Origin of the sequence: Endozoicomonas sp. 8E (genome assembly GCF_032883915.1) — a bacterium.
Taxonomy (GTDB): domain Bacteria; phylum Pseudomonadota; class Gammaproteobacteria; order Pseudomonadales; family Endozoicomonadaceae; genus Endozoicomonas_A.
The window spans coordinates 3,080,023-3,101,737 of sequence record NZ_CP120717.1 but is presented as its reverse complement, the minus strand read 5'-3'; the positions used below and the strand labels follow the sequence as shown (position 1 = coordinate 3,101,737).

15 protein-coding genes are annotated in these 21,715 nt (G+C 48.6%); 6 read left to right on the top strand and 9 right to left on the bottom strand.

What is annotated here, in order from left to right; translation table 11 throughout:
• Positions 1-96: 96 nt before the first annotated feature.
• Both lon and P6910_RS09905 read left to right on the top strand, forming a co-directional pair.
• Entirely contained in the window at positions 97-2,580 is a 2,484-nt protein-coding gene (gene lon, locus P6910_RS09910; RefSeq protein ID WP_317146103.1) for an endopeptidase La, read from the top strand.
• A 403-nt stretch (positions 2,581-2,983) separates the two neighbouring features.
• Complete coding sequence (locus P6910_RS09905; protein WP_317146102.1) at positions 2,984-6,322, top strand: hypothetical protein; 3,339 nt, start codon at positions 2,984-2,986, stop codon at positions 6,320-6,322.
• A 9-nt stretch (positions 6,323-6,331) separates the two neighbouring features.
• Here the strand turns inward: P6910_RS09905 and yfcD are convergent, their stop codons facing one another.
• Together yfcD and P6910_RS09895 are read right to left on the bottom strand one after the other, a co-directional pair.
• On the bottom strand, positions 6,332-6,871 hold the full coding sequence (gene yfcD, locus P6910_RS09900) for an NUDIX hydrolase YfcD (RefSeq protein WP_317146101.1): 540 nt from the start codon (positions 6,869-6,871) through the stop codon (positions 6,332-6,334).
• A gap of 143 nt (positions 6,872-7,014) precedes the next feature.
• Positions 7,015-7,152 carry a hypothetical protein gene (locus P6910_RS09895; protein ID WP_317146100.1) on the bottom strand — a complete coding sequence of 46 codons (138 nt, stop codon included), beginning with the start codon at positions 7,150-7,152 and terminating at the stop codon, positions 7,015-7,017.
• A 251-nt stretch (positions 7,153-7,403) separates the two neighbouring features.
• Between P6910_RS09895 and ppnN the strand changes: the two genes are divergently transcribed.
• Positions 7,404-8,783, top strand: coding sequence for a nucleotide 5'-monophosphate nucleosidase PpnN (gene ppnN, locus P6910_RS09890; protein WP_317146099.1), 1,380 nt, complete (start codon positions 7,404-7,406; stop codon positions 8,781-8,783).
• A gap of 112 nt (positions 8,784-8,895) precedes the next feature.
• On the opposite strand, the gene P6910_RS09885 is transcribed toward ppnN, so the two are convergent.
• The gene (locus P6910_RS09885; RefSeq protein ID WP_317146098.1) at positions 8,896-9,609 is read right to left on the bottom strand and encodes a Fic family protein; all 714 of its coding nucleotides are present in this window, start codon (positions 9,607-9,609) and stop codon (positions 8,896-8,898) included.
• A 391-nt stretch (positions 9,610-10,000) separates the two neighbouring features.
• Here P6910_RS09885 and P6910_RS09880 point away from each other — a divergent pair, with 391 nt between their 5' ends.
• Entirely contained in the window at positions 10,001-10,408 is a 408-nt protein-coding gene (locus tag P6910_RS09880; protein ID WP_317146097.1) for a hemerythrin domain-containing protein, read from the top strand.
• A 547-nt stretch (positions 10,409-10,955) separates the two neighbouring features.
• On the opposite strand, the gene P6910_RS09875 is transcribed toward P6910_RS09880, so the two are convergent.
• The gene (locus P6910_RS09875; RefSeq protein WP_317146096.1) at positions 10,956-11,108 is read right to left on the bottom strand and encodes a hypothetical protein; all 153 of its coding nucleotides are present in this window, start codon (positions 11,106-11,108) and stop codon (positions 10,956-10,958) included.
• A gap of 469 nt (positions 11,109-11,577) precedes the next feature.
• Here P6910_RS09875 and acnB point away from each other — a divergent pair, with 469 nt between their 5' ends.
• The gene (acnB, locus tag P6910_RS09870) at positions 11,578-14,169 is read left to right on the top strand and encodes a bifunctional aconitate hydratase 2/2-methylisocitrate dehydratase (RefSeq protein ID WP_317146095.1); all 2,592 of its coding nucleotides are present in this window, start codon (positions 11,578-11,580) and stop codon (positions 14,167-14,169) included.
• On the opposite strand, the gene P6910_RS09865 is transcribed toward acnB, so the two are convergent.
• Positions 14,130-14,531, bottom strand: a complete 402-nt coding sequence (locus tag P6910_RS09865) for a hypothetical protein (protein ID WP_317146094.1) — start codon at positions 14,529-14,531, stop codon at positions 14,130-14,132. The two genes, acnB and P6910_RS09865, sit on opposite strands and share 40 nt — an antisense overlap.
• Positions 14,532-14,785: 254 nt before the next feature.
• Between P6910_RS09865 and P6910_RS09860 the strand changes: the two genes are divergently transcribed.
• Positions 14,786-15,964: a macro domain-containing protein gene (locus P6910_RS09860; RefSeq protein ID WP_317146093.1), complete on the top strand. Its 1,179-nt coding sequence runs from the start codon at positions 14,786-14,788 to the stop codon at positions 15,962-15,964.
• A 375-nt stretch (positions 15,965-16,339) separates the two neighbouring features.
• Here P6910_RS09860 and P6910_RS09855 read toward each other — a convergent pair whose 3' ends face one another.
• The 4 genes from P6910_RS09855 to P6910_RS09840 all read right to left on the bottom strand — a co-directional run bounded on the left by P6910_RS09855 (position 16,340) and on the right by P6910_RS09840 (position 21,543).
• A complete protein-coding gene (locus tag P6910_RS09855) occupies positions 16,340-18,343 on the bottom strand; it encodes a DUF3488 and transglutaminase-like domain-containing protein (RefSeq protein WP_317146092.1) in 2,004 nt (667 codons plus the stop codon).
• On the bottom strand, positions 18,333-19,325 hold the full coding sequence (locus P6910_RS09850; protein ID WP_317146091.1) for a DUF58 domain-containing protein: 993 nt from the start codon (positions 19,323-19,325) through the stop codon (positions 18,333-18,335). Before P6910_RS09850 ends, P6910_RS09855 begins: the two co-directional genes overlap by 11 nt.
• 5 nt (positions 19,326-19,330) lie before the next feature.
• The gene (locus tag P6910_RS09845) at positions 19,331-20,230 is read right to left on the bottom strand and encodes an AAA family ATPase (RefSeq protein WP_317146090.1); all 900 of its coding nucleotides are present in this window, start codon (positions 20,228-20,230) and stop codon (positions 19,331-19,333) included.
• Between the two features lie 113 nt (positions 20,231-20,343).
• Positions 20,344-21,543 (bottom strand): O-succinylhomoserine sulfhydrylase, encoded by a 1,200-nt coding sequence (locus P6910_RS09840; RefSeq protein ID WP_317146089.1) that lies wholly within the window; start codon positions 21,541-21,543, stop codon positions 20,344-20,346.
• Positions 21,544-21,715: the final 172 nt, after the last annotated feature.

Genomic DNA, 21,715 nt, shown 5'->3' with positions numbered 1-21,715 from the left:
CATACTTAATTACATCGCCTATTGAAATCACTGGAGATGACTCCAGATAGTCATTATCCGCTTACTATTCATTCCGAGAAGCAATCCGAAAAGACTATGACAGATCAGGACAACCAGGAACCCGAAGTTATTTCAGCTGATGAGCAGGTAGAGGATATGGGTACCGGACTGGTGCTCCCGGAACACGCTCTACCTGACAAGCTTTACCTCATCCCTGTCTCAAGCCGGCCGTTTTTCCCGGCACAGGTCCAACCTCTGGTATTCAGTAGCCAGGAGTGGGAAGAAACACTTCAGCGAGTGGCCCAGAGCCCGCATAAAGTAGTAGGGCTCAGTTATGTTGCCGGCATGACAGAAGCTGGCCACGAAGTCAGTCCGGGAGACTTCCCGCAGGTCGGCTGTACCGTAAGAATTCATAATATCCTTCCGGAAGGCGACCAGATCCAATTCATCGCTCTGGGCATGCAGCGCTTTCGTATCAAGCAATGGCTTCGAAAACGCCCACCCTACCTGGCTCAAGTAGAGTACCCTGACAATATTGAAGATGACACCGATGAAATCAAAGCCTATGCTCTGGCACTGATTCAGGCCATCAAAGAATTAATCCCGCTGAACCCGCTCTACAGCGAAGAACTGAAAAATTACCTCAATCGATTCAGTCCAAAAGATCCGTCCCCACTGGCGGACTTTGCAGCTGCCATCACCACCGCGCCAGGTAAGGAGTTGCAGGAAGTCCTTGAAACATTTTCTGTTCAGCGTCGAATGGAGAAAGTATTGATTCTCATCCGCAAGGAACAGGAGGTGGCCCGCCTTCAGGGTGAGATTAACGCTGAAGTGAACCGCAAGATCAGTAAGCATCAACGTGAATTTTTTCTGAAAGAACAGCTGAAAGTCATTCAAAAAGAACTTGGCATTTCGAAAGACGACAGAACGGCTGAAATTGAGGCGTTTGAAAAACGGATTGCCGAGCTGGCTATTCCGGAAACGCCCCTGAAAAAGATCAACGACGAGATGAAAAAGCTCTCGATTCTCGAAGTGGGCTCCCCTGAATATGCCATCTGCCGTAACTATCTTGACTGGGCCACCTCGGTACCCTGGGGCAAATACTCCGAAGACATATTTGATCTTGCCCATGCCAGAAAAATTTTAAATGCCGATCATGACGGGCTTGAAGACGTCAAGGACCGAATCATCGAGTTTCTGGCTGTTGGTGCTTACAAACAGGAAGTATCAGGCAGTATTATGTTACTGGCAGGCCCTCCCGGCGTCGGTAAGACGTCTGTAGGACGATCTGTCGCCCGTGCTTTAGGCAGAAAGTTTTATCGTCTCAGTCTGGGTGGCATGAGGGATGAAGCAGAAATTAAAGGTCATCGCCGAACCTATATCGGTGCACTGCCGGGCAAACTGGTTCAGGCCCTTAAGGAAGTCGATGTTGCCAATCCCGTTATCATGCTGGATGAAATTGACAAAATCGGTGCCTCTTATCGTGGAGACCCTGCATCCGCATTGCTGGAAGTGCTCGACCCCGAACAAAACAGTGAGTTTCTCGATCACTATCTGGACATGAGAATCGATCTTTCAAAAGTGCTGTTTATCAGCACCGCTAATCAATTGGATACGATTCCCGCTCCTCTTCTGGATCGAATGGATGTCATAAGGCTTTCAGGCTATATCACAGAAGAAAAAATGGCTATCGCCAAAAATCACCTGTGGCCAAAACTGTTGAAACAGTCGGGTTTAAAAAAGAGCCAGATCAAGCTCTCCGATCTCACTTTGAAGGCAGTCATTGAGGGCTATGCCAGGGAAGCTGGCGTAAGACACCTTGAAAAGCTGCTTCATAAAATTATTCGCAAAGTCGTTGTTCAACTGCTTGAAGGCACCGGTAAGAGTCTCAGTGTGACTACCAGGAATCTATCTGAATATCTGGGTGCACCTTACTTCAGAAAAGAGAAGCGCATTGAAGGCATTGGTGTGGTGACAGGTCTGGCCTGGACTGCCATGGGGGGCGCAACCCTGCCAGTAGAAGCCAGCCTTATTCATCATCAGCGAGCTGGCTTCAAACTGACCGGCAAGTTGGGGGATGTCATGAAGGAGTCTGCCGAAATAGCCTATAGCTTTGTTTCAAGCCAGGCTGAAAAATTAGGCATTCCGGAGGCCTATTTTGAAAAAGCCTTTATCCATCTTCATGTGCCTGAAGGCGCAACCCCCAAAGATGGTCCTTCCGCCGGGATTACCATGGCAACCGCACTGTTATCTCTTGCCACGGGCAAAAAGCCTGCCTCTGTAGCCATGACTGGTGAGCTGACTCTAACCGGCAAAGTTCTGGCTGTTGGCGGGGTCAGGGAAAAAGTCATAGCTGCCAAACGACAAGGTATTCATACCCTGATCATTCCGGAAGAATGCCGAAGAGATTACGATGAACTGCCGGATTATATTCGAAAAGGTATGAGCATTCACTTTGCTAAGACCTTCGAAGATGTGCGCGAAGCAGTATTTCCTGCAAAAACATCGCCTGCAAAGACATCGACTGTAAAGAAAAGCACAAAGAAAACCACACGCAAAAAGCCTGTGAGTAAACGCTGAGCTCAATCAGATCCACCCAGACTTGGAAATTCCTTTCCTCACAACGAACTGTGCCGCCCCTTAGGGGGCGGCACATGATTCAATGCTCTAACAACGAGGGAGACCCCCGTTAGGACACATTAGTGAGCGAGCTAAGTATTGACTTCATAAAGATTGCTGTCCATCCGCAATCAAGAATTTTGAAGCATAAGAATTTTTTTTTAAGTCAATTTTCGTCACGCTGCAGAATGCCAGCCATTCTCTTTAACGATCTGCCACTCATTTGACACTTTTCAGCCGCGCAAAAACACAATTTCTCCTTCCGCCTCAACCAGACTGCCAAGCTCTATTGCTATCAGCTAAGCTAAATTAATAAATACTGAAATGCTGACGAACCCGAAAGCTCATAACGGACTGCGGCGACATGTCATCACCTCTTACACCTGGCAGCAACAACTCGCCCCCTTCCTCCGGATCTACTGGCCATCGTAATCCGCCCCCTTCTCCACTCACTGGACAGGACCATCTGGGCAGACAGATCAGTGAGACAAGCACCAGGAGTCAATTGAGCCACGAATCATCTGATCAACAGGCACCTGAATCCCCCCAGATTAATGAGCGAAAAGCTGAAAGACGTCCCTGGTTCTTCCGGCGATGGTACAAAAGTTACATCGGTAAGAAAAACTCGACGCTCCCTCCTACTAAGGATTTTGAACCTGAAGAAGCGGAAAAGCAGACCGGTTACCTTGGTTTACTGAAAGGCCTTCCAGGCAGGGCTGTCGGAGCACTGGCGAACCTTCCTGGTGCAGGTTACGAGAAAGTCGCATCAAAGCTTGATAATTTCGTCAATCATCAGGCTGGTATTGAGATCAGCCGTGAGGATGAAAGACGCCAGTGGCGCTCTTTGTTATACGACTTGCTGTGCAGTTATACGGCGGTGGTTGTGGACGGAGAGCAAACTCCATTCAACTTTAATGAGATACTCATAAAGAATGGCGATGACCTGCCCGTTAGAATTACAGCGCTGAACTTCGACTCGAAAAGAGTCGTCCAGGCATCAGAGAGCTATTTAATCAATGGACAAGCCACAAAAAACCATTTTGAATTGGGGGACCTTTCCTGTACGGTCGAAATTCCGGTTAAAGATAACCCCCCACTGACGTTGCAAATCAGACTCGAGAACACGACTATCTCAGTCGGCACCGATATCAGCATCTCCCAGATATTGAAAAACTCATTCATTTCCTCCTCCGAGGATCAAACAGCGGTGCAACTTTCCGCTGAAAGAGTTGAAGTCCGATATGAAAATCTGGACTCTTATGAAGAGCTGACAACAATACCTGACCCTTCAAAAGAATCAGACTGCGTAGTAGGTTATGAGAAGGGAAAGCTGATCATGAAAGGCGTCCGCTTTTGCAAGCCCCTTGACCTGCTCAAAGCTTCAGCAAAACAAACATCCATACTCGTGTTCGACACGTTAAAGTTTGTCAACGAATCAGCCCGCCCTGCCCTGCTGGAGTTTAAGAAAGTAAACATTCAGCACTTCGATGACACTCATAATGGAACCTTCACCAGCTCACTGATCATTCACCCCAAAACCATTCGAAACATTCCCTACATTGGTTGGTTATTAGCTCCTCTCTTCTCAAAACCTGTTCATCTCGATATCTTCGCTTTTATGCAGCACGGTGAAGTCAGGATGAAAGATTTGAAACACGGTATCAGGGTTTCAGGTGGAAGCCTGACTGGATGGTTGGTAAAAAAAGCGCTAACAGCTAAAGAAACACGACTGGTTCCGTACGAAGGTGGAACAGGACTGCAAATAGGCTGGCCGTTTGAATTTATCGCGTGCAAAATCGATCTACCTGGTCTGCTCCCCGGAACACCGGCAACCAGAATAGAAGATCACGATCAGGTCACCTATGAGCGACTGAATCAGATGCACGCTCAAGGTGCTTCAGTACGAGGTCAATCTCAACCAGGCAATACCTCACATGAAGTGTCGCCTACTCTTCATCATCAACATATAGAAGCACTCAAAAAAGAAGAGGGTGTACTCATTGTACCCGATGCCTTCAGTAAATTGCTCAGTGACATCATCTCAGAAGACCAGGCTTTAGCCCAGCCGGTAAGGATGGTGCCAAGATTAATGGAAAAACGTTGCATAGAAGCGGCAAAAGGTGATGAGGCCGCCTGCCGGACCCTGCTCCGCTTTGTCCGGGATCAGGAAAGATTTCAGCATGAAAGTGACTGCATGATGGCCCTGCAGGCTATCCCTGAAGCTTTCTACGCCAGAGAAGCTGCTGAAGCGGATGATGAGCAATGGCTATGGCTTGAGAGTGTCGCTCACAGGCTGATTGTCGTTGAACGACAGAAAGCCTTTGAGCTATACAAACAGCTGTTGAAAAGAAAAGACATCGAAAATGCCAGTAAACTGGTGACTGACACTGAATGGATGATCCATCTGGCAAAAAACCTCCCTAAAAACACGCCCGAGGAAAAAGCCATTGCCTTCCGTTTGGCCGAGTTTGCCTGTAAATCCAATCCGGAAAAAGCAGAAGAAGTGATCAAGCTGCTTGTCGACTGGAACAAGAATAATCTCTATAAAACAAAGCAGCTGAATACTTTTATTCAAGACTTGATCAGTCACCACCCCTACTTTACAGACCCTCATCATCTCATCTCATTATTAAACCTGCTTGACCAAAGTCATCCAGACATCGTTGCCCGCTCACTGGCACACTTTCCGATACAGACTCTTCTTCAAAATCTCTGGGCAAATGACAACATTCAAGCTCATAGCACTCTGAATTATCTTAAAATCCTGCTGATCAAGCATGGTCGCTTTAAAGAAGCCGCTGAACTTTTGATTGAGTCAGGAGATCGCAGACAGGCTGCAAGAATGCTTGACCTTGGCATCAGGCAGGGTAACCCTTCAGCTCTGAAGGTGAAACTGGAATTGGCGGCAAGGGATGAGCTACCTGAAGGTGTAACGTTAGAAAAGGAGGTTCGTCGCCTCAGGCAATTGATAGAAACTCCTGCAACCCCGGAAGTCATGAGAGAGACAGCTATTTCAATCCTGGCCGATCTTGTTACAGAAGAACCCCATCCGGAACTTGCAGGGATTTTCACAGAAGATCTATTGATGACAGAGGAAAAAAAGGCTTCTTTCGTGAAAGCAGTCAATAAGCTGTTTAACCTTCAAAACGGAGAAGCGCTCACTCTGAATGATCGCATGAGAATCCTGAATCAAGTTGAAGAGCACCTGAAAACTGCCCGAACTGATGAGTCAGCCTACTTAAGCAAACCTTTGGTGCTGAAGAAGATTCAGGATGCAAATCAGCAGGTTGATCGGGTTATGGAATTACTGATAAAAGTTAGGGGACCTGTTGAGCCCAACCTGTTGGCCATGCTGACGTCTCAAGGCCAGATAGCCGAAACCACCATAGAAAACAACACTGCCTCTGAGACAATATCTGGTATGGAAGAAGATGATGATGAGTTTTTCGATGCTTTGGATACACCCTACAACCCGACGATTGATGACTTGCCTGTGGCAATCGATGGTGAAGATAAGGAAATAAAGATCCCTCCAACCGATGAAACCAGGCACCTGGAAGAAGAGAACTTCTTGCTTTCAAACTCTTTCTCAAGCTATGCATCGCTGCTTAGCCAACCTGTATTTTCCAGATCTTCGAAAGGTTTTCTTGATCCAGAGCTCAGGCGTCAGTGGGCCTCAATACTTAAGATAATGTCGATTTGACCAAAAAGATCAAGCAGATATTTCGCTATCACCATAGAGATTCATCAAGCGTTCAAGAGCCACGAGGCTGTCTGGCGTGTATCTCCGGTTGAAGCGGTTTGACAGAATGTCTTCGGGCGACTCCATGATGACCCCTGCCACTTCTTCTTCCTGCAACCTCAGCTCACCCTCATATTGGCAGCTGTACACCCTGCCCCAGACACTGCAGTCATCATTATGAAAGTAAAAGTAAAACAAAGACTCTAAAGGTGTGTTTTCTATGCCGAGCTCTTCAGCCAGTTCCCTGACGGCAGCGACATCATAACTCTCACCTTCAGCCACTACGCCTCCCGTTGCCGGCTCAAAATAACCCGGGTAAATATCCTTGCTCAGCGTCCTTTCCTGAACATAGAGCTGCCCTTTACTGTTAAAGACAAAGACATAAGTAGCCCGGTGGCAAAGCTTCTCTTCTCTCATCTGGCTTCTGGGTAAAGCGCCAAGCACGCGGTTACTTTCATCGACAATAATGACCTTTTCTGATGCAGGCTGCAGTTCTGGGTTAGATGGCATAAATACCAGGCTCCGGATATTCGTTTTATTTTACCGTGAGACATTTTCACGCAATCGCATCTCTCTGTCTCTTCGAGAGCACAACCGGATGTACGAACTCCTGAAAGTCTTGCCAACCTAACATCAAGAGTTCAGATGCATCATCACTGTTTGACCAGATTATGGTCACTGATGTGTGCCTGTTCGGCAATTTCCTGAGCCGTAAAAGCGGAAGGATGGCGATGGGTTGAAAAGGTCACATGGTGATGGTTCAGATAGCCCACTACTCTTCGTCCAGCCATTTTCACTACCTCAGGCAAAGCCTGAAAGGGCCGAAATGACATGTGAGCCGGTGAGTCACCATTCGGCTCTGAACAAGGTGTCAACACTCCCAATTTGTCAGAGGATGGACAATCCGTCAAGACTGAAAAAATGTCTTATAACCACATATAATCAGACTGTGGCCGATTACATAACATGGCCACGAGGTCAGAACCACTTTGCTATTCAAATTGCTGGATGATTTTCACGATAAAAAAAACCAGGGGGTATCATGACCGCCAGAAATACTGTTTCCACTATTGTTAACCCTGTAGGCTCCATGCGTGTTCTCTCAAACCATGAAGTCAGCAGCCTTCAGGACACCAGTCAGAAAGGGTTGCATCGTTTGTTCCGGCAGTGCGCCCTGGCCATACTCAACTGTGAACAGGAAGGTGATGACACCGAAGAAATCATGGAGCAATTCCAGGATTTTGATATTCGTATTGTTCAGGAACACCGCGGACTAAAACTGGAATTAATTAATGCTCCCGCCGACGCCTTTGTAGCTGGAAAACTGATTCGCGGCGTCCGGGAAAACCTGTTTTCTGTCCTCAGAGATATACTTTATGTGTCGTCTCGTATCACAGAAGACCCGCGTTTTGCTGTAAACAGTTCCTCGGATATCACGCATCTGGTTTTCCAGATTCTCAGACACGCTGACGCTTTTATTACCCAGCAGGTTCCCAGCATTGTGGTTTGCTGGGGCGGACACTCTATTGCCCGACATGAATATGAATATACCAAGAAAGTGGGTTACCAGCTGGGCCTGAGAGGCATGAACATTTGCACAGGTTGTGGTCCGGGTGCCATGAAGGGCCCCATGAAAGGGGCTTATATCGGTCATGCCAAGCAACGAATATCCCGTGGACGATTCATTGGTTTAACAGAGCCTGGCATTATCGCGGCCGAATCCCCCAATCCTATAGTCAACGAGTTGATTATCCTGCCGGATATTGAAAAGCGTCTGGAGGCCTTTGTTCGTCTGGGTCATGGTATCACCGTTTTTCCGGGTGGACCGGGAACCTGTGAGGAAATTCTCTATATTCTCGGCATTTTACTCAACCCTGCCAACAGGGAAATCCCTTTCCCACTGGTTTTTACAGGGCCAGAAGCCGCCAGGGAATATTTTGAAAAAATTGATGAGTTTATTGGCAACACACTAGGGGAAGAAGCCCAGTCACGCTACCAGATTATTATTGATGATCCGCTGGAAGTCAGCCGGGTGATGAGAAGTGGACTGGAGCAGGTTACCCGTTATCGCAGAAAGCATGGCGACGCCTACTACTTCAACTGGTTGCTTCAGATTGAAGAGGACTTTCAAACCCCCTTTGACCCAACCCATGAAAATATGGCGAATCTTGAATTGAATACCCAGCTGCCTGCCCATATTCTGGCGGCCAATCTTCGACGCGCCATGTCAGGTATTGTGGCAGGCAATATAAAAGAAGAAGGCGTTTGCCAGATCAGGGCAAAAGGCCCCTATCAATTAAAGGGAGAGCCTGAACTGATGAAACAGGTGGATAGCCTGCTTCAGTCTTTTGTAGAACAATTCAGAATGAAGCTGCCGGGCAGTCATTATGTCCCCTGTTACGAGATCGAAAGCGAAAGCTAAGAAAAGTAGCTCTGGAAAGCGAAGTGATACATCTTCGCTTTCTCCCTTTTTGGCACAATGACTCTTACCCGACCATTTAATGCCTCATCCAAAGGCAATCCCATGATTTTTTTCAGCCGTTCGATGGATCGGATTTGAAATTTTCAATAATTTTCTCATTAAGGCACGATCTCAGAAATTTATTCATCCGGGTTGTGTCTGCTGTTGTATAGAAATCAAGCATCAACTGGTTAAACTCTTTCTGACGTTTTGCTGGAACATTGATAATGGGAAACCCATGAGAAAGCAAAATGCCGTTCATCATAAATCGTCCCATGCGCTTATTCACATCCCAGAAGAACTGTGCTCTCGCCATTCTCAAAAAAGCGGTAAATGCCATATTATAAACATCGTTACAAGTAGCGATTTCCGACTCAATCTCAACCCAGACGTTATTCAGCTCATTGGGTGAGGGAGGTTCGTATGCTGATCCACTTATCGTGACGTTACCAGTTCGAAAAGCCCCCCACACCAGAGCTTCTGCTTTACCCGCAATGTTGTGAATTGCCAGGGCAACCTCTTTGGAAAAAGAGAACTTTCCTTCAGCAGTCAGAGCAAACAGATATTTCCAGGCCTCTGCCTGATGTAGAGCCATATTCTGGTCACTTATTTTATGGCCTCCAACAGTTATCCCATCTAATAATGTTTGAATTTCTGGAAGAGTCATCGCAACACCTTCAAGATTGACAGCGTCATAGACCAAAGAAGGAATATCACGAACGGCAAGCTGCCTGGCCATCGCACGATCAGGGTTCATTCCCCAAACAGTATCTTTTGCCGTTCTCATTGGCTCATCCCAAGAGTTGCAGTGAAAATTCCCACATTATATCTGTACGAGTTCTTATCGTCATGTAGATCGAAGAGTTTGAGCAAGAACGGATAACGCTAATTTCAGGAACTGAGCCTCAGGCGCAGCAATCCAAACAATGAGCATGATTGGTTGAACCAATACTCATAAATAACTTCTTTAAATTTTTCTAAAATCAACTTCCGGGTCTCTGTCAAACCTCGCCTCCAGCCCAGACAAACATGAAGATAATTCGAAGCGACCTCCTGAAAAACTCCCGGATGTTAAGCCAGACACTCATAACGGTAAATAATTAATAATTTGAGACAAATATGAAAATCACGTCCTAAACTATTTATTAGTAACCGTTATGTTCAGGGAGTGAACAAAAATGTCTCAGTTAATTGAGGAATTCAAAAGCGAACATGTGCAAATCAGTGACTTACTTTTACAAGCACGTGACGTTGGCATTGGCAATCAGAAAGGTCGGGATTTGATACTGTCCGCCAAAAAAATACTGCTGGCACATTTAAACAAAGAAGATAAGCTCCTGTATCCCGTATTGAGAGAAGCCGCTGAGAACGATGAAAGCCTGAAGTCCACTCTGACTGACTATGCGCTTGATATGGATAAGATTTCTGCCAAAGTGATGATTTTTTTCAACCTTTATGAAAATGGTAATAATACCATTGAAAATTTTCAGCAGGACTGCAACAATATTATCAGGGCGTTAAGCAAGCGAATTTCCAAGGAAGAAGCGGTTCTCTACAAGACTTACGACAAAATCAAAGACCTCTGAGCCACCAGCTTAAATGATCGGCTGGTTCTCGGCCGATCATCATTCCTTTCCAGAAGAATACAAATTCAGACATCAAGACACCAGGAATCATCCTAAAGACGAAGCATGACATAACCGATGCGGTTGATAAATATCAGGAAGTAATACAAACATTGCCAGGCACTAACAGCGGATACTGGTTCTGATATTGAGTTGTGAGCACCTGAAAAATTCATTAGCAGCCTTTAGCCGCTGCTCCCTTTAGTTCTTTATTATGTTCGCTGACTCGAATGTTAGTGACATCTTCTTTTTATACAGATTTATTAATCATTCAATCTGTTATCAGGGAAGAACCATGCAAACACTACAAAATAGCCAGGCATCAATAAGACCAGCAATGGACATTCCATCCACCTCTCAAACTGATCAGCCAGTAAAGCGAAAACTGGAGATATGCCAATTAAAGTAAGTAACTGCTCCCCTAATAAGAACGTAGGAGCTTCCTGCTTCACAGGCTGCTGCTGGTTCATAACGAATAAGGGTAGAGAGACTGGAATCTCATTTTGAATCACTGGATAGCGCAGTACATCGCCTCATCAAGGTTACTGAAGAGACACACAAAGTAGTACTGGAAAACCAGCGTGAAAATCGTCTCAGGTTTGACAAAATCGAAGATACTCTGGTCATCATCGTGAACCACCTTCGGAAATAACCGCGTCACCTCACAACAAAATCCTCTGGATTGCCTGTTGGCTACCACTGATTTAAGGGATATGCGAAAAAAACCGGTGCAACAAGGGCTTTTCCGACCGATTCAACCATTATTCACCAAATTTATATCAAAGATTGCGGGCTTCCCTTAACTTGAATAACGCTATCCGCTATACTGCCCGCGCCGCCGGTTGGCTGAAGAAGCAAAGGTTGCAGTTCTTTTCACTGCTAATCTATACAGAATAATTCCGACCGGTTTACGATGCCTGCACACATCGTCATGGGCATGAAAGTGATCTAAAGTAAACTCCTGTTCTGGAGGAGGAGCAGAAGTATCCGGCAGAGCTTTCTTCTTTACCCGCCCAGCCATACCGTGCAGGACCTACATTCACAGGAACATCAGCAACTGTCCGCCCCATCACTGTAGACATTACAGCAAGGGTGAACGGGCAGGCCGCACAGATGATGAGGGTTGATCCGTGCTAGAAGCCTACAGAAAACATGTCGAAGAGCGTGCAGCAGAAGGTGTCCCACCAAAGCCATTAAGCGCTGAGCAAGTCACCGGACTGGTAGCCTTGCTGAAAAACCCACCAGCCGGTGAAGAAGAGTATCTGCTGGACCTACTGGAAAACCGCATTCCGCCCGGCGTGGACGAAGCTGCCTATGTTAAAGCCGGGTTTCTGTCTGCCATTGCTAAAGGTGAGGCAGAATCCCCACTGTTGGACAAGAAAAAAGCGGTTGAACTGCTGGGCCTGATGCACGGTGGCTACAACATTGAGACGCTGGTTGAACTGCTGGACAGCACCGAACTGGCAGAGCTGGCCGCAGAACAACTGAAAAGCACCCTGCTGGTGTTCGATGCCTTCCACGACATCGAAGAGAAAAGCAAGGCCGGAAACGCTCATGCTCAAGCTGTCCTGAAGTCCTGGGCAGATGCCGAGTGGTTCACCCAGCGTCAAGCGGTTCAGGAAAGCATCAAAGTTGCCGTCTTCAAAGTCTCTGGCGAAACCAACACCGATGACCTTTCTCCTGCCCCTGATGCCTGGTCTCGCCCGGACATTCCAGTTCATGCCCGAGCCATGTACAAAATGACCCGCGACGGTCTGGAGCCTGAAGAGCACGGTGTTACCGGCCCTCTGAAGCAGATCGACGACATCAAGGCCAAAGGCCTGCCCGTTGCTTTCGTGGGCGACGTAGTGGGCACCGGCTCTTCCCGTAAGTCCGCTACCAACTCTGTACTCTGGTTCTTCGGTGATGATATTCCGGGCGTACCTAACAAGCGTGCTGGCGGTATCTGTATTGGCGGAAAAGTAGCACCTATCTTCTTCAACACTATGGAAGATGCTGGCGCATTGGTTTTCGAAGCCCCCGTTGATAAGCTGGGCATGGGTGATGTGATCGAGATCCGTCCATACGACGGCAAAATCCTGTCCGAATCCGGTGAAGTGCTGTCTGAATTCGGCTTCAAATCCGATGTCATCCTGGACGAAGTGCAAGCTGGCGGCCGTATTAACCTGATCATTGGTCGTGGCTTGACCGACCGTGCACGTGAAGCTCTGGGTCTGGGACATTCCGAGATATTCCGTCGCCCTGTTGCTCCTGAAGCCTCCGAGAAAGGCTTTACCCTGGCTCAGAAAATGGTTGGTAAAGCCTGTGGTGTTGAAGGTGTTCGTCCCGGCACTTACTGCGAGCCAAAGATGACCACCGTCGGTTCTCAAGACACCACGGGCCCAATGACCCGTGACGAACTGAAAGATCTGGCTTGCCTGGGCTTCTCTTCCGATCTGGTGATGCAGTCTTTCTGTCACACAGCGGCTTATCCAAAACCGGTTGATGTTGAAACTCACCACACTCTGCCAGACTTCATTATGAACCGTGGCGGTGTATCCCTGCGCCCGGGTGACGGTATCATCCACAGCTGGCTGAACCGTATGCTACTGCCAGACACCGTCGGTACAGGGGGTGACTCTCACACCCGTTTCCCACTGGGTATTTCCTTCCCCGCCGGTTCCGGTCTGGTCGCCTTTGCTGCGGCCACCGGTGTTATGCCTCTGGATATGCCGGAATCCATTCTGGTTCGCTTCAAAGGCGAAATGCAGCCCGGCATCACTCTGCGTGACCTGGTTCACGCCATTCCACTGTACGGTATCAAGCAAGGTCTGCTGACCGTTGAGAAGAAAGGTAAGAAAAATGCCTTCTCTGGCCGTATCCTGGAAATCGAAGGTCTGGAAAGCCTGACCGCCGAACAAGCCTTCGAACTGTCTGACGCTTCTGCTGAACGCTCCGCTGCAGGTTGTACTATCACTCTGTCTGAAGAGTCCATCGCCGAATACCTGAAGTCGAATGTGACCATGCTGCGCTGGATGATCAGCGAAGGTTACGGTGACCCTCGCACTTTGGAGCGCCGTGCCCGCAAGATGGAAGAGTGGCTGGCCAACCCGGTTATGATGCGCGCTGATGCTGACGCAGAGTACGCTGAAGTGATTGAAATTGACCTGTCTGAAATTAAAGAGCCGATCCTGTGTGCTCCCAACGATCCAGACGATGCCCGTACACTGTCTGACGTGGCTGGCGACAAGATTGACGAAGTTTTCCTGGGTTCCTGCATGACCAACATCGGTCACTTCCGTGCAGCGGGTAAACTGCTGGAGCAGAACAAGGCCCCTCTGCAAACCCGCTTCTGGATGTCTCCTCCCACCAAGATGGACAAGGCCCAGCTGGAAGAAGAAGGCTACTACAACATCTATCAGAACAGCGGTGTACGTACCGAAATCCCTGGCTGCTCACTGTGTATGGGTAACCAGGCACGGGTAGAACCCGGCGCTACCGTGCTGTCAACATCTACCCGTAACTTCCCGAACCGTCTCGGTGACGGCGCTAATGTATATCTGTGCTCTGCCGAGCTGGCTTCTGTTGGCGCGATTCTGGGCAAGATTCCTACAGCTGATGAGTACATGGAATACGCTCAAAACCTGGATTCCATGTCCAGTGAAGTCTACCGTTACCTGAACTTTGATCAGGTAGAGTCCTATCAGAAGGCAGCTGATGACGTTATCGCCAAAGCAAGCTGATCAGTAACCCGATTGTCAACCTCAAATCCCCGCCATTGTGCGGGGATTTTTTTAACAACTCGTTCCCACGCTCTGAGGTCGTCATTCCCGCGAAGGCGGGAATCCAGCGCCAACGGTGAATCTCTGCCTTCTCGGGGATGACAAGGCCAGGGTGGCACCGGGCAGTATGGCTCTGGTGGTGAGCCAGTGTGGATTCCCGCCTTCGCGGGAATGACGAGAATAAAACCGAGAATGACGAGAATAAAACCGAGAATGACGAGAATAAAACCGAGAATGACGAGAATGAAGTCGGGAATGACGAGAATGAAGTCGGGAATGACGGGAGTCAACTCGTTCCCAGGCTGGAGAGAGTTTTGCGACACCCTCAGAGCGTGGGAACGAGTTGTTGGAGTTTTGCAACAGCCGCTATTGTGCGGGGACTTTTTTCTAAGCCTGGTTGCCAAAGTGGAAAAATTGACAGCGTATTTCCTGCCAGCAGAAAGACTCGCCAGAAAGTCGATAACTTATCCAGCTGACGTTGTCAGCCAGCCTTGCCAGATACCTTTTAGCCCTGTAAATCCAGATCAGGAATGAACTGATTATACTGAAGACTATCAGTAGATTTTCTGGCTTAAGCATGATTCCAACGTCTGACTCGGTCAGTTCGGCATCCAACTGGCAGATTTTCAAAAGCTGGGTAAAACACAAACTGCGCTCAGCCTTTAACTGGAACCGGAAAACCCGGGTACTGGAAGACCCTGCCGCCCTGCTTCAGGAAGCCAGAGCCAGAGGCGACAATCCTTATTCGGGCATAAGACTTCGAGACATTAAACGCCATGATACTCCCAGGTCCCGAATCAACAGAGCCGCTCAACAGTCCAGGAATGACTTTGCCCGCATTGGTATTGATGTCAGCACACTCACTGAAGAGACTGACCTCTTATCTGAACTTCAGAACAAACTGCTAACCCAAGCCAGACGCCTTCAAATCAAAACCTACAAACAGGGAACGCTGGAAGACCTGCAGGCTTTTTCCAAACTTGTGAACCAGGTGGGCGCCGCTAACTGGCCAGCTGTTTTGAATGATCTGACTACGAGGCATCCTGTTGGAGAGGCTCGCAAACTTGCCGATTTTGTCAGGCCCCTTGAGCTTCTTATCACTCCTTCAGCACAACCATCTACAGGTACTCTGATGCAAACGGATGTCACAATACCTACTGACCAACTGCTTGGACAAGAGGTCTTTTTGATGTCCGGGGATATCAGCCGGTTGAATGAACTACAAACCCCGCCTATTCAAGCCATTGCCTGCCCGTACACTCCCAAGGGATCAAAACATGAGACGGCTTTACTGAAGCAGCTTTCCGAAATTGATACCGGCTTGGCAAAAAAAGGGTTTCTGGAAGCTATTAAAAAGGTGCAACCGGGACTGGCCGTCATTTCACCCAGCCCTGCTCTGCGGGACAGAGGCTTCAGTCACATGGTTCATGCCATGCTTCCACATGCCGATTCCGGGAATATTCATTCAGAGTTGGTCGGCGCCTACCGATCCACCATTGAAGCCGCTCACAGGAAAAATCTGTCGAGCATAGCCATCCCCATTTTCAGCTCTGAAATGAACCTTTCCCCGCAAAGAGCAGCGACCATTGTTTGCGTAGCCATCAGCCGATACATGAGCAGCCATACTTATGAAACCAAACCACCCAAAGTGTATCTGGTTTGCCCCGGCACCGAAAAAGGTCAGGAAACCCAGCGATACATTAACCATTATCTGAGCCAGAAGATGCCAAAGCCACCTAAACGAGAAATCATCTAGGAGCCTGACCGAGAATAGCGCCCGTCGCGAGGACGGCAGAAAATTGAGGATGAAAATTCGGTTTTGTAAGGAGAATAGCGAGCTATTTGACGAACAAAAGCGGATTTTCAGACCAATTTGCTGCCGCCGCAGTAGGGCAGTCTATTCTCGGTCAGGCTCCTAGCAGCCTGTCGGACTTGAGCGTCCGTAGCGAGGATTGCGAGAAATTGAGGATAAAAATTTCTGATTCCGAGGAGAATAGCGAGCTATTTGACGAGGGAGCAGGAATTTTTAGACCAATTTATCGCAACCGCACGACTGCATGGATGCAGGAGCTAGAGCAACGCAGGAGCAGTTGCCGCGTAGGACAGTCTTAAGTCCGACAGGCTGCTAGCCCTAAAAACGGGTCAAAAGCCGCTTCAGCTCGTCCATTTCCGAATGCTTTTCTCCATAAGCCGCTCGCATATAAACCTCACAAAACGACATCACAGGTTCTGTAAGCCTGTCATCCGATTGAGAAATACGGCGGGCAAAACTCAACTCTGCTTCACCCTCCTGAGGGACAAAGCCTCTTCTGGCCATTTTTTTCAGGAAACGGGCATAGAGTTTCTGGAGCGGAGGTAGAGTCTGTCGGCGATACAGTAAAGTCAGGGATAATATGGCCAGTATCACGCTTACCCCTATCGTCAGAGCTACCCCTTGTCGCCAATAAAAATCTTTATCACCCAACAGGCTTCTCAGAAAGGCTTCCTGCTGATCCTGCTTGAAATTCACGACCGATCTCTGCCATTGATATTCTGCTTTCTCAAAGGCCAGCCTGACTCTGTTAATAAAGTCTGACTCACGGTAACGGTAGAGAGATAAAGGACTGTCTGGCAAAAAAGTTCCGGAGCTGCCGATAGCCGCTTCCAGACCCGCCTCTATTCGCTGGGGTGAAACCGCTGCAGTTGGGTCAAACCTCAGCCATCCCTGTCCTGCCACCCAGATTTCAGCCCAGGCATGCGCATCGAACTGCCGAACCTGAATCAGGTTATCAGCTTCCTTAAACTCTCCACCCTGATAACCGCCGATGACCCTGGCCGGAACACCCGCAGCCCTCATCAGATAAACAAATGCTCCGGCATAATGGGCACAAAAACCTCGCCTACCTTCAAACAGAAATTCATCAACCGTAGAGTTTTGATCGTATAAAGGCGGTGAAAGGGTGTAGTGGAAGTCATCCAGACGGAACAGCGACAACAATCGAGCCGCCATTTTCATGGGATCCTGACCTGCCTGGTTGAAGAGTCTGAGGGCATATTGTCGACTTCGGTCATTTCCAAGATCCGGAATCTGAGTATTCAATGCAGCAAGCCAGTCTGGCATTGAGACAGATCGTGTCTGAGGCAACATCCCATCCAGGGAGTACAACAATCGGCTGTCAATCGGTCGATCTGATACCAGTCTCATTGTCCTGTAGAAAAAACTGTTTTCAGCCACTGTGCCAGCGGCCCCCAATGTATACATCCATGGTTTTCCGGTAGGCTCCATCATCACTTCATATTGATAGCTTCCGTGACGATTCTTCCACCAGCCTTCACTTTCAGGTTGCCTACTGACCCAATCTTTCTGCAAAATAGCGGCAACAGAAAAAGGCTTGTCCGTTTGCTTCCAGGTCTTGCCATCAAACTGATCCAAAACCACAGCCCGCCAGTATCTTTGCCGAGGTGGTGGCACATCACCAGCAAAGCGTGCTCGAAACACCAGCTCATCTGAACGACTGAGTTTTGCTATATCGCCGGGCGTCATAGCATCGGTTAAGCCGGTTCTGGCACTGTTGTCAGGAAGGGGTACTGACCAGAGCGGTCCCATTCGGGGCACCAGGACAAACAGGAGAACGGTTAAAGGAGCTGCCTGCAAAACAAGAAGGCCTGCAAACCTGACACTCGAAATAACAGGTGCCGCATTCGTTGACCGGAACAAGCCCTGCTGGGCAGCAATCAACATGACCAGACAGAACATCAGGTAGAGTGTTTGTAATAACGACTGGGAGAAAAGGACGGCTGTCGCCACCAGAAAATAACCGATGTAAATCACAACAAGCGCATCACGCTGGCTTCTCATTTCCAACAGTTTGAGAGCATACCCTGCTGCCAGAAAAGAGACCGATGATTCCAGAGATATCAATGGCCTGAAACTGACTATCACCGTAACCAGTGCAATCAGAATCAGACCCAGACGCAATAAAAAAGGCGGCCACTGCCCTCTACCCAGCAAAATAGTGATCCGCCAGCCTGCTGAAAGACAACCCAGCAAAATAATCAGCGTCGGAACTTGCTTCCAAATGGGCAACAGGACTGACAGAAGTGCTGCAGTTAACCACAATGTTGAGGTTCTGCTCACCTGAGCATTACTCAGCACGACCACCTCCTGACTTTACACTGTCCGAAGCCCTGTCAGAACCAGAAGCAAATAGTGCCAAAGTCTCAAGGCACTGTTTTAAATGCTTGCGCCCTCCATTGGCAGCCAACTCTGTCCCGGGAACAGACAAGCTGTAAGGTTTGTTAGTGGATTCGCATTTCAGGCACCAGCCAACCAGAACAGATAGTTTATCTTCCAGACTCACGCCGGGATTATGCTTTAGGGAGAGCTTAACCTGATGACCAATAGGCTCTTCAAACAGCTTGGTATTCAGCTCACTGGTTCTCGCATACCCTTTCCAGTCAACATGACCCGCAAGATCCGTCTCTTTAAACCGGCGGAAACCGGCAAATTCATCCTGCCCTGATCGTGTCTGGACACCGGCTCCCTCTCCCGCGCCCAGTAGGCTTGGAACAGGGTGGGTATAATCAGGTCGGGGATAAATCAGTGTGTGCATTTCAAGTTGAACCCAACTCCAGGCCCTGCAAAATCCCAGAGGATACAGGCTCTCGACTCTCATCCTTCCCGGACGAAACCAGCCTCTGGATGTTGCTTTTACCCGCAGGCTCAAGTCCAGATCCGTTTCGAAGGAATAGGTCACTTGCTCATTTTCGGGCCAGCCTAATCTCACAGATTGCCGACCTCGCCCACCTGTCTGCAATTGCAAGTGAACCGGTATCAGGTCCCCAACATGTCCCGAACCGGCAGATTTTGAAACCAGGGTGATGCCCGCCAGGTTTCTCCAGGTGTGAAGGATGGTCAGCATAAACAGACTGACCATAAAAAAGGACAGGCCGAAAGCGAGACTGTTAACATAATTGGCGGCAAGAATAAAAATAAGGGTCGCAACAGATAGCCAGATGTAGCCCCCTTTTGTGGGCAGGATAAAAATCCGCTTTTGATCCAGAGTCACCTGGGCAGCCGGAGGAATGCGTCGATCCAGCCATTGGCGATATCGCCGTTTTACAGCGCCTTCTGACATACCTGTTATCCCACAACTTGAGTGGTAGTCAGCAACTCCCTGACCGATTGACCTTTTTCCTTTGCATGTAATCGGTGATCGGCAACAGGGACAAACACAGCCTGAATATCCTCGGGTATAACATAGCCCCGACCTTCCATCCAGGCCCAGGCTTTTGCAGCCGCCATTAACGCCAGACCCGCCCGTGGCGAGAGTCCAACATGGAAGCAACCCGCCTCTCTGGTGCGAGAAATCAGCCTCATGACATAGTCCAATAACATCTCCCCGGCATGTACCCGGGCTGATGCATTCTGGGCCTTGATCAATTGATCTGCATTGAAGATGACAGGCAGCGCATTCAGTTCCACCCTGCCGGCTTCGCCTTTCAAAATGGCTTTCTCTGATTCAGGATCGGGATAGCCCAGCTCCAGTCTCATCAAGAATCGGTCAAGCTGGGATTCTGGCAGGGGAAAAGTGCCTTCCTGATAGACAGGATTCTGGGTTGCCACTACGAAAAAAGGTTCGGGCAGGGATTGCGGCTGACCATCTACCGAAACCTGACGCTCCTCCATGGCTTCAAGTAAGGCACTTTGCGTTCTGGGTGAAGCTCTGTTGATTTCATCCGCCAGCAACAGCCGGGAAAAAACTGGCCCGGGCTGGAAGGCAAAGCTGGCACTCTTTTTATCAAAAACGGTGACCCCGATAATATCAGCAGGTAGCAAGTCACTGGTAAACTGCACTCGCTGGTGATCTAACCCCATGACCCGCGCCAGTGCATGAACCAGCGTTGTTTTACCCATTCCTGGCAGATCTTCGATGAGCAGGTGACCTCGGGCAAGAAGACAACAAACCGCAAGCCGAATTTCCAGGTCCTTGCCACGGATAATCGTATTCAGCGCATGAATACATTGATTGACTTCATTCATTAATTGGGAACCGTTGTTATTATTTTGAAGACTTTGCTTTTTGTACTCAAGGCTGTTTTATCGGTCAATCGACACAAAAGAACAGAATTCCTTTTCTGTTCCGGGGGGCTTATTTAAAGCTGGGCTAATCCTTTTTCAAGATCAGCCTTGAGATCTTCAAGGTTCTCAAGGCCTACAGCCACCCTGATCAAATTTTCGGTAATACCGGCTCTTGCTTTGTCTTCATCAGAAAGACGACAGTGCGTAGTGGTAGCCGGATGAGTAATCGTTGTACGAGTATCACCCAGATTAGCGGTTCTAGAAATAAAGGTTACCGCATCCATTACCTTCCAGGCCTGCTCTCGACCGCCTTTGACTTCAAAGGCAAGAACACCGCCAAAGGCTTTCTGCTGACGTTTTGCCAGACTGTGACCAGGGTGAGACTCAAGACCACTGTAGTGAACCTTTTCAACAGCAGGATGCGCTTCCAGCCATTGGGCCAGTGCCATTGCATTGCGGCAATGAGCATTGACCCTGAGGCTGAGTGTTTCAAGAGACTTGTAGAAATTCCAGGCATTAAAAGGGCTCATTGAAGCGCCGGCCGCTCGTTGCCAGAGATGCATCTCACTGATCAGCTCCCTGCTGCCGACAGCCACTCCGCCCATACAGCGTCCCTGACCGTCAATAAACTTGGTGGTAGAGTGGACGACAATATCCGCTCCAAGTTTCAGAGGCTGCTGCAGAGCCGGTGTACAGAAGCAGTTATCCACCATCAGCAAAGCATCATTCTCATGAGCAATGGCGGCCATGATTTCCAGATCCACTACTTCGCCCAGAGGGTTCGAAGGCGTTTCCAGAAACAAAAGACGTGTTTCAGGACGCATTGCATCTCGCCACTGCTGGTAATCCGTGAAATCTACAAAAGTGGTTTCTACGCCAAATTTGTCCAGGTATTTGGCAAAAATGGTGACCGTCGTACCAAAAACACTGCGAGAGCAAATCACATGATCACCGGCTTTCAACAACCCCATGCACATACCCAGGATAGCCGCCATGCCTGAAGAAGCGGCACAGGCCAACTCTCCCCCTTCAAGGGCTGCCATACGCTCTTCAAACATTTTTACTGAAGGATTGGTATAGCGTGAGTAAACATTGCCCTGTTCATCTCCGGCAAAAACAGCCTGAGCCTGCTCAGCACTGTCATAAGTGAAGCTGGAAGTCAGATAAATAGCTTCGCTGTGCTCTCTCTCACCACTGCGAATGACGCCAGTCCTGATAGCCTGAGTTTCAAACGCCCATTGATTCTGGTTATTACTCACATCGTTGTCTTTCATTTCTGGTCCTTTGTACCGCTGAGGGCTGTTTATCATGAAAAATATTTTGTTCTGCTCTTCAGAAGTTACGCTATATTTTCTCACTCATGGCTGTTTATGCGCCTACAACTCCGAGGCTTGGGTTATATGTCTGGCTGAGGTTTTCTATTCGGCCTGAAAAAACCTTCAGCCC

Bases quoted from the DNA above. Each gene is read 5' to 3' on its own strand.
- lon (WP_317146103.1), top strand. From the start codon at position 97: ATGACAGATCAGGACAACCAGGAACCCGAAGTTATTTCAGCTGATGAG.
- P6910_RS09905 (WP_317146102.1), top strand. From the start codon at position 2,984: ATGTCATCACCTCTTACACCTGGCAGCAACAACTCGCCCCCTTCCTCC.
- yfcD (WP_317146101.1), bottom strand. From the start codon at position 6,871: ATGCCATCTAACCCAGAACTGCAGCCTGCATCAGAAAAGGTCATTATT.
- P6910_RS09895 (WP_317146100.1), bottom strand. From the start codon at position 7,152: ATGGCTGGACGAAGAGTAGTGGGCTATCTGAACCATCACCATGTGACC.
- ppnN (WP_317146099.1), top strand. From the start codon at position 7,404: ATGACCGCCAGAAATACTGTTTCCACTATTGTTAACCCTGTAGGCTCC.
- P6910_RS09885 (WP_317146098.1), bottom strand. From the start codon at position 9,609: ATGAGAACGGCAAAAGATACTGTTTGGGGAATGAACCCTGATCGTGCG.
- P6910_RS09880 (WP_317146097.1), top strand. From the start codon at position 10,001: ATGTCTCAGTTAATTGAGGAATTCAAAAGCGAACATGTGCAAATCAGT.
- P6910_RS09860 (WP_317146093.1), top strand. From the start codon at position 14,786: ATGATTCCAACGTCTGACTCGGTCAGTTCGGCATCCAACTGGCAGATT.
- P6910_RS09850 (WP_317146091.1), bottom strand. From the start codon at position 19,325: ATGTCAGAAGGCGCTGTAAAACGGCGATATCGCCAATGGCTGGATCGA.
- P6910_RS09845 (WP_317146090.1), bottom strand. From the start codon at position 20,230: ATGAATGAAGTCAATCAATGTATTCATGCGCTGAATACGATTATCCGT.
- P6910_RS09840 (WP_317146089.1), bottom strand. From the start codon at position 21,543: ATGAAAGACAACGATGTGAGTAATAACCAGAATCAATGGGCGTTTGAA.